This window comes from Kitasatospora sp. NPDC091257, assembly GCF_044757675.1.
Lineage (GTDB): Bacteria > Actinomycetota > Actinomycetes > Streptomycetales > Streptomycetaceae > Kitasatospora > Kitasatospora lactacystinica.
Genome location: NZ_JBIVVI010000347.1, coordinates 1 through 7,535, shown reverse-complemented (window position 1 = coordinate 7,535; position 7,535 = coordinate 1). Strand labels below are relative to the sequence as shown.

The 7,535-nt window shown below is 73.4% G+C and carries 6 protein-coding genes and 1 pseudogene; 3 read left to right on the top strand and 4 right to left on the bottom strand.

Features of this window, described 5'->3' with window-relative positions; genetic code table 11:
* Window positions 1–183: pseudogene (locus ACIQOV_RS17930) on the top strand (hypothetical protein); the annotation flags it as partial.
* Here the strand turns inward: ACIQOV_RS17930 and ACIQOV_RS17925 are convergent.
* The gene (locus tag ACIQOV_RS17925; protein WP_401049512.1) at window positions 144–1,583 is read right to left on the bottom strand and encodes a GuaB1 family IMP dehydrogenase-related protein; all 1,440 of its coding nucleotides are present in this window, start codon (window positions 1,581–1,583) and stop codon (window positions 144–146) included. The pseudogene ACIQOV_RS17930 and the gene ACIQOV_RS17925 overlap by 40 nt on opposite strands.
* 361 nt (window positions 1,584–1,944) lie before the next feature.
* Between ACIQOV_RS17925 and ACIQOV_RS17920 the strand changes: the two genes are divergently transcribed.
* Entirely contained in the window at window positions 1,945–3,429 is a 1,485-nt protein-coding gene (locus ACIQOV_RS17920) for an SDR family NAD(P)-dependent oxidoreductase (protein ID WP_401049514.1), read from the top strand.
* A gap of 21 nt (window positions 3,430–3,450) precedes the next feature.
* Complete coding sequence (locus ACIQOV_RS17915) at window positions 3,451–3,912, top strand: NUDIX domain-containing protein (protein WP_359898714.1); 462 nt, start codon at window positions 3,451–3,453, stop codon at window positions 3,910–3,912.
* 35 nt (window positions 3,913–3,947) lie between these two features.
* Here the strand turns inward: ACIQOV_RS17915 and ACIQOV_RS17910 are convergent, their stop codons facing one another.
* The 3 genes from ACIQOV_RS17910 to ACIQOV_RS17900 are packed head-to-tail and all read right to left on the bottom strand — an operon-like array spanning window position 3,948 to window position 7,401.
* Window positions 3,948–6,191 (bottom strand): FtsX-like permease family protein, encoded by a 2,244-nt coding sequence (locus ACIQOV_RS17910; RefSeq protein ID WP_401049511.1) that lies wholly within the window; start codon window positions 6,189–6,191, stop codon window positions 3,948–3,950.
* A complete protein-coding gene (locus tag ACIQOV_RS17905) occupies window positions 6,188–6,880 on the bottom strand; it encodes an ABC transporter ATP-binding protein (RefSeq protein ID WP_401049509.1) in 693 nt (230 codons plus the stop codon). The genes ACIQOV_RS17910 and ACIQOV_RS17905 overlap by 4 nt, the downstream gene beginning before the upstream one ends.
* Window positions 6,877–7,401 (bottom strand): PadR family transcriptional regulator, encoded by a 525-nt coding sequence (locus tag ACIQOV_RS17900; protein ID WP_401049507.1) that lies wholly within the window; start codon window positions 7,399–7,401, stop codon window positions 6,877–6,879. The genes ACIQOV_RS17905 and ACIQOV_RS17900 overlap by 4 nt, the downstream gene beginning before the upstream one ends.
* Between the last annotated feature and the right edge of the window lie 134 nt (window positions 7,402–7,535).

The window sequence follows — 7,535 nt, the reverse complement described above, 5'->3', positions numbered from 1 at the left end:
GGCACCGGACCGGACGGGGTGCCGGGCGCCGGGCGGCAGGCCCCCGTGACGGCCGCGGCCGCCCGGCTCCCCAAGGCGAGGAACCGGACGGCCGGCGGTACGGACGCGGGCGCGGCGGGCGCAGCGGGCGCCGCCGGCGGCGATCAGGCCCAGCTGGAGTGCAGCGGCTTGCCCTCGGCGTAGCCGGCCGCGCTCTGGATGCCCACGATCGCCTTCTCGTGGAACTCCTCCAGACTGGCAGCGCCCGCGTAGGTGCAGGAGCTGCGGACGCCCGCGATGATCGAGTCGATCAGGTCCTCGACGCCCGGGCGGGCCGGGTCGAGGAACATCCGGGAGTGCGAGATGCCCTCCTCGAACAGCGCCTTGCGGGCCCGGTCGTACGAGGAGTCCTGGGCGGTGCGGTTGCTCACCGCACGGGCCGAGGCCATGCCGAAGCTCTCCTTGTACTGGCGGCCGTCGGCGGCGGTCTGGAGGTCGCCCGGGGACTCGTAGGTACCGGCGAACCAGGAGCCGATCATCACGTTGGAGGCGCCGGCGGCCAGCGCCATCGCGACGTCGCGCGGGTGGCGCACGCCGCCGTCCGCCCAGACGTGCTTGCCGAGCCGGCGCGCCTCGGCGGCGCACTCCAGGACGGCGGAGAACTGCGGCCGGCCGACGCCGGTCATCATCCGGGTGGTGCACATGGCGCCGGGGCCGACGCCGACCTTGAGAATGTCGGCGCCCGCCTCGACCAGGTCGCGGACACCGACGGCGGAGACCACGTTGCCGGCCACGATCGGGACCTGCGGGTCCAGTCCGCGCACCGCGCGCAGCGCGCTGATCATGGACTCCTGGTGGCCGTGCGCGGTGTCGACCACCAGCACGTCGGCGCCGGCCTCGATCAGCGCCTCGGCCTTGCCCGCGACGTCGCCGTTGATGCCGACGGTGGCGGCGATCCGCAGCTTGCCGGCCGCGTCCAGGGCCGGGGTGTAGAGGGTGGCGCGCAGCGCGCCCTTGCGGGTGAGGAGGCCGACCAGCCGGCCCTCGCCGTCCACGACCGGGGCGAGCTTGCGGTGCGCCTCGGTGAGCTTGTCGAAGGCGGTCCGCGGGTCGATGCCCTCGTCCAGCACCAGCAGCTCGCGGGACATGATGTCGGCCAGGCTGGTGAAGCGGTCCACGCCCTGGCAGTCGGACTCGGTGACCACGCCGACCGGCCTGCCGTCCTCGACCACCACGAGGGCGCCGTGGGCGCGCTTGGGCAGCAGCGAGACGGCCTCGGCCACGGTGGCGCCCGGGGCGAGCGTGATGGGGGTGTCGAAGACCAGGTGGCGCTGCTTGACCCAGGAGACGACCTCGGCGATGACCTCGGTGGGGATGTCCTGCGGGATGGCGACCAGGCCGCCGCGGCGGGCGACGGTCTCGGCCATCCGGCGGCCGGCGATGGCGGTCATGTTGGCCACGACCAGCGGGATGGTGGTGCCGGTGCCGTCGTTCGAGGAGAGGTCCACGCCCTGCCGGGAGCCCACGGCGGAACGGCTGGGGACCATGAAGACGTCGTCGTACGTCAGGTCGTACGAGGGCTTGAGGTCGTTCAGGAAGCGCATGAAGAAGGGCTCTCTGGCTGGGGGATACACCTCGGGTGCGGTTGCGGCGATGCCGCCGGAGCGCACTCGGGCGCCCGGCACCCAGCATTCGATTCTCCGTGAGGGCGGGGCCAAAAGCCAGTTCGAGGAGCTTTGCTGGGGCTGTCCACAAACCGTGATCAATGCTCCGCGCGTAGACATGGAGGATCATCCAAAGACCCCCTCCGACGTCCGGTTTTCGCCCCGGTCCGGACCGCTCCCGTAGCATTCACGCGGTAACGGGCATGGCTTCACGCGTGTGGGCGTGGCGAACGGGAAAGCGGCAGCAGGCGTGAGCATCGGGCAGACGGACATCGAACAGACGGACATCGCGCGGCCGGACATCGCGCCGGACCGGATCGGGGACGCCGAGGAGATCGACTACGGTCCCGGCCTCGACCCCGAGCGGCTGAAGCTCTGCCTGGAGGTGATCGCCGAGCTCGACGAGCTGCACGTGGACCACCCGGACGCGATCACCGTCCGCCAGGCCGTCGGCGGCATATTCCGCACCCTGAAGCAGCGTCGCCGCCAGGAGACCCGGGCCCGCAAGACCGCCAACGACCGCGAGGTCACCGCCCGCACCGCCACCGGTGCGCCGAGCCGGATCGACGACGAGACGGCCGGCGCCTTCGGCCTGACCACCGTCACCACCACCGAGATCGCCGGCATCCTGGAGCGCCCGCGCTCCTGCTACACCTGCAAGCAGCGGTACGTCGAGGTCGACGCCTTCTACCACAACCTCTGCCAGAACTGCGCGGTCAAGAACCGCGCCCGCCGGGACGCCCGCGCCGACCTCACCGGCAAGCGCGCACTGCTCACCGGCGGCCGCGCCAAGATCGGGATGTACATCGCGCTGATGCTGCTGCGCGACGGCGCCCACACCACCATCACCACCCGCTTCCCCAACGACGCGATCCGCCGCTTCAAGGCGATGCCGGACAGCGCCGAGTGGATCCACCGCCTCAAGATCGTCGGCATCGACCTGCGCGACCCGGCCCAGGTGCTGGCGCTGGCCGACGAGGTCGCCGCCGACGGCCCGCTGGACATCCTGATCAACAACGCCGCGCAGACCGTGCGCCGCCCGCCGGAGTCCTACCGCGAGCTGGTGAACGCCGAGTCCGCGCCGCTGCCGGCCGGCGAGCTGCCGCAGGCCACCACCATCGGCCGCTTCGGCAGCGGCAGCGTCGACCTGCCCGCACTCCCCCACCAGGCGGGCGGCGACGTGCAGCGGATCACCGCCGAGGACGTCACCTCGCTGGCCCTGGTCACCGGCTCCGCCACGCCCGCCCGGATCGCGGCCGGCACCGCGATCGACGCCGGCGGCCTGGTGCCCGACCTCGCGGACACCAACAGCTGGGTGCAGACCGTCTCGGAGGTCGGCCCGATGGAGCTGCTGGAGGTCCAGCTCTGCAACTCCACCGCGCCGTTCATCCTGATCAGCCGGCTGCGCCCGGCGATGGCCGCCTCCTCGTCCCGCCGCAAGTACGTGGTCAACGTCTCCGCGATGGAGGGCGTGTTCGCGCGCGGCTACAAGGGCGCCGGCCACCCGCACACCAACATGGCCAAGGCCGCGCTCAACATGCTCACCCGCACCAGCGCGGAGGAGATGTTCCAGTCCGACGGCATCCTGATGACCGCCGTGGACACCGGCTGGATCACCGACGAGCGCCCGCACCCGGACAAGATGCGGCTCGCCGACGAGGGCTTCCACGCCCCGCTCGACCTGGTCGACGGCGCGGCGCGGGTGTACGACCCGATCGTGCGCGGCGAGGCCGGCGAGGACCTGTACGGCTGCTTCCTCAAGGACTACGACCGCGCCAACTGGTGACCTGCTGAAGGAGATGGCGAGTTGAGCACAGCACCGACCGCACCGCTGCTCGGCGCGGGGATCATCGTGCCCACCGGGGACGGCCGGGTGCTGATCGGCCGCCGGACCACCGCCGGCGAGCCGCCCACCTGGAGCCTGCCCGGCGGCAAGGTCGACCTCGGCGAGTCCTTCGAGCGGACCGCGGCCCGCGAACTCGCCGAGGAGACCGGCATCGTGCTGCCCGCCGAGGAGATGCGGGTGCTCGCCGTCCACCTCGACCACGAGCTCGGCCGGCCCAGGCTGACCGCCGCCGTGCTGGCGCCGCCCAGCCTGGCCGAGGCCGTGGTCACCGAGCCGCACGCCTGCGCCGGCTGGGAGCGCTTCCCGGTGGACGCGCTGCCGGAGCCGATGTTCTACCCGTCCGCGCTGGTCCTCGGCAGCTGGCTGCCGGGGCTGTCCCCGCAGGTGCGGGCCGGGACGCACGGCTACCCCGTCGCCCGCTGAGGGCGGGCGGCGGGGCAGCCTCCGGGCCGGGGTGGTCAGCCGTTGCGGGCCGCCTCCGGCCCGGTGATCCGCTTCAGCAGCGGCAGGGTGGAGGCGATGATCCCGACCGAGGCGACGATGCCGAGGGCGACGACGCCGAAGTACACCGCCCCGGGCGACACCAGGCCGTAGTCCATCTGGGACGAGAGGAACAGGGCCGCGGCGGCGAAGGCCGCGCCGAGCGAGATCACCGCCACCGCCAGCAGCGGCAGCACGCTCTCCAGCGCGATCACCCGCTGCAGCAGGCGCAGCGGCGACCCCGTGAGCCGCAGCATCGCGAACGGCCGCCTGCGGTCGGAGAGCCCGGCCACCACGCTGACCGCGAGGCTGCACCCGGCGATCGGAAGCGTGGTCAGCAGCACGACGTTCGCCAACTGCCGCCATCCGGCGAGCTGTTGCTGACCTTCGGTGGCCCAGTCGCCGACCGTGTGCGCGTCGTGGTCCGGCCATGCCGCGGTGAAGACCGTCCGGACCCGTTCCTTCGCCGCCGCCGATCCGTCGGTCGTGGCGTAGAGCGCCTGGACCGGGAGCCCGGCGACCTCCTCCGCGGAGATCGGGGCGGCGGGCCACTCGGTGTCGGGGTGCGACGTGAGGTTGAGGAAGTCGCGCAGAGGGACGGCGGCGACGCTCGCCCCGGCCGCGCAGTGGCCGACCACGGGGATCCGGGCGAGGTCCGCGCAGGACACCAGGCCGGGGGTCATGAGCGGGGCGTCCGGGCGCGGGTTCACGGGGTACTTCGCGAGCCCGTCCGGATTGCTGTGGACCACCGCGAGGCCCTTGAAGCCCGGCACCGCCCGCACCTCGGCCAGCACCCGCTCCGGCGTCGAGCCCGCCAACGGCGGCCGGCCGTCCCGGAACTCGCCCTGCACCACGGACGCCCGGGACATCGGATCGCCGCCCAGCGAACCGCGGTTGGCGTTGATCGTGCCGATGATGCAAACCGTCGACGTGGTGACGAACAGTGCCAGGATCAGGCCGCTGACCGCGCGGAACCCGGTCTTCGGGTCGTCCGCGAGCCGGCGCACCGCGATCAGCGTGGCCGGGCGGCCGGTGCGGCGGGCGACCGTACGGGCGGCGACCATGGTCAGCCACGGCCCGGCGATCACCAGGCCCAGCATCACCAGCAGGAACCCGGGCAGGTAGGCCGCGGCCTGCCCGTTGCCGGTGGCCGGGCGGCGGCCGACGAAGTACACCAGCTCCGCGAGCCCGGCCAGCAGCGGGATCAGCCGCCAGGCCCGGGGCGGCTGCGGGGTGACCCGCCGGCTGACGCCCAGGGGGGAGATGGCGACCCGGCGCAGCGCGAACCGGGCCGCGACCGCTGCGGCCAACGGCACGGCCAGGGCGGTGCCCAGTATCTGGAGCCCGGTCAGGGTCAGGTCGTCGAGGTGGAAGCGGCCGCCGGTGAAGGGCACGTCGGCCGCCGGCGGGCGCAGCGCGAGGTAGAGGCCGAAGCCGGCGACCGTACCGGCCACCGCGGCGACGGTGGACTCGACCGCGGCGATCACCGCGATCTGCCGCGGGGTGGCGCCGACCAGCCGCATCGCGGCGAACCGCTGCTCCCGGGTGGCGGCGGACAGGCGGGTCGCGGTGCCGATGAAGATCAGCACCGGGAAGATCATCGCACCGCCCACGACGGACAGGATGAGCGTCATCGCATCGCCCCGGATGCCCCGGCTCAGGCAGTCACCGTTCCCGCACTCGGGTCGGGTCGTGGCGATGGTGGTGACGGCGACGGCCCCGTGCGCGCCCTTGACCTCGTCGACCGTCCGGCCCACGAGCACGGCCAGGGTGTCCGGGGACGGCATCGCCGAGTCGTTCAGCGTGCCGACCATCCGGCCGGGGATGCGGTCACCGAGTTCGACGGCCGGGACCTTGCGCAGCAGCTCGGCCAGGGCCGGGGAGGCGTAGTACTCCCCGGGGGCCGGCAGGCGGTCGAGCCCCGGCGGGACGGGCGAGGTCGCCCCGGTGGCGGCGAGGTCGACCTCGCGGATGTCCGAGCCGTCGTAGTAGTCCAGGTGCGGCCGCCACCAGAGCGGGTCGACCGGCGCGGCCCCGGTCCGGCTCGCGGCGCCCGTATCGAGCCAGACCTGGCGCTGGTTGGCCCGCTCGATCGCGTTCATGCTGGCGAGCGTGGACAGCAGCAGCCCGACGCCGATCGCGACCGCCGCCGCGATCATCAGCAGCCGGGCCACCGCCTCCCGGCCGCCGCTGACGGCCAGGCGGAGCGAGAAGGCGATCACGGGGCCACCGTTCCGGCTCCGGCCGAGAGCGCACGGGCCTTGCCGTCGCGGACGATCGCCTCGCGGTCGGCGAAGGCGGCGACCCGGGGCTCGTGGGTCACCAGGACGACGGTGGTGCCCTGCTCGCGGGCCGAGGCGACCATCAGGTCCATCACCTGCTCGCCGGTCAGCGAGTCCAGGGCGCCGGTCGGCTCGTCGGCGAACAGCACCTGCGGGCGGGCCACCAACCCGCGGGCCAGCGCGACCCGTTGCGCCTGACCGCCCGACAGCTCGCCGGAGCGGCGCTTCTCCAGGCCGTCCAGGCCGAGCCGGGCGAACCACGGCCGGGCCTCCGCCAGCGCGGCGGAACGGCGCACGCCGTTCAGCAGCAGCGGCAGGGCGACGTTCTCCTCGGCCGTCAACTCCGGCACCAGCTGGCCGAACTGGAACACGAAGCCGAACCTGTCGCGGCGCAGGGCACTGCGCTGCGCCTCCGGCATCGCGTCCAGTCGCTTCCCGCCGAACAGCACCTCGCCCGCGTCGGGCACCAGGATGCCGGCCAGGCAGTGGAGCAACGTCGACTTGCCCGAGCCGCTGGGGCCCATGACGGCGAGCACCTCGCCGGCCTCCACGGACAGGCTCGCCCCGCGCAGCGCCGGCGTCTCGCCGAAGGCGAGGGCGACGTCCCGGGCCTCGATGACCGCGGTCATGCGTTCACCTCCGCGGCGAGCGCGTCCAGGCGGGCGGCGGTGAGGTCGATCCAGCGCAGGTCGGCCTCCAGGTGGAACAGGCCGTGGTCGGCGAGCAGGGCGTCCACCAGGGCGCCGGTGCGGCGCAGTTCGGTGAGTTCGCGCATCCGGCGCAGGTGGGCGGCGCGCTGGGTGTCCAGGTAGTGCTCGGCGTCGCGGCCCAGCATCAGGGCCAGCACCACCTTGGTGAACAGCACGGACTGGAGGTTGGGCTCGGGTGCGACCGGTTCCCGCAGCCAGGTCTCGAACTCGGTCGCCCCGGTCTCGGTGATGACGTACCGCTTGCGCTCGGGCCCGTCGCCGGGCTCCGCCTCGCCGGCCATCACCTTGCCGTCGCGGGCCAGTCGGCCGAGGGTCGCGTAGACCTGACCGTACGGAAGGGGCTTGCCGCGGCCGAAGAGGGCGTCGTAGTCGCGCTTGAGGTCGTAGCCGTGGCTGGGCTCACGCTCCAGCAGCCCCAGGAGGGTCAAAGGAACACTCATGGAGGGAAACATACACCCGGCGTATACTCCGAGTGTATATCCGGGCAGAATAAGGCCATGACCTGGGACGTCGTCAGCTTCCCTGCGGGGCACGGGCGGAGAGCGGCCAGGTGCCGGGCACGGCACAGGCAGGG

Excerpts from the sequence above, each read along its gene's own strand:
- ACIQOV_RS17900 (WP_401049507.1), bottom strand. The coding sequence starts at position 7,401 with ATGAGTGTTCCTTTGACCCTCCTGGGGCTGCTGGAGCGTGAGCCCAGC.
- ACIQOV_RS17925 (WP_401049512.1), bottom strand. The coding sequence starts at position 1,583 with ATGCGCTTCCTGAACGACCTCAAGCCCTCGTACGACCTGACGTACGAC.
- ACIQOV_RS17905 (WP_401049509.1), bottom strand. The coding sequence starts at position 6,880 with ATGACCGCGGTCATCGAGGCCCGGGACGTCGCCCTCGCCTTCGGCGAG.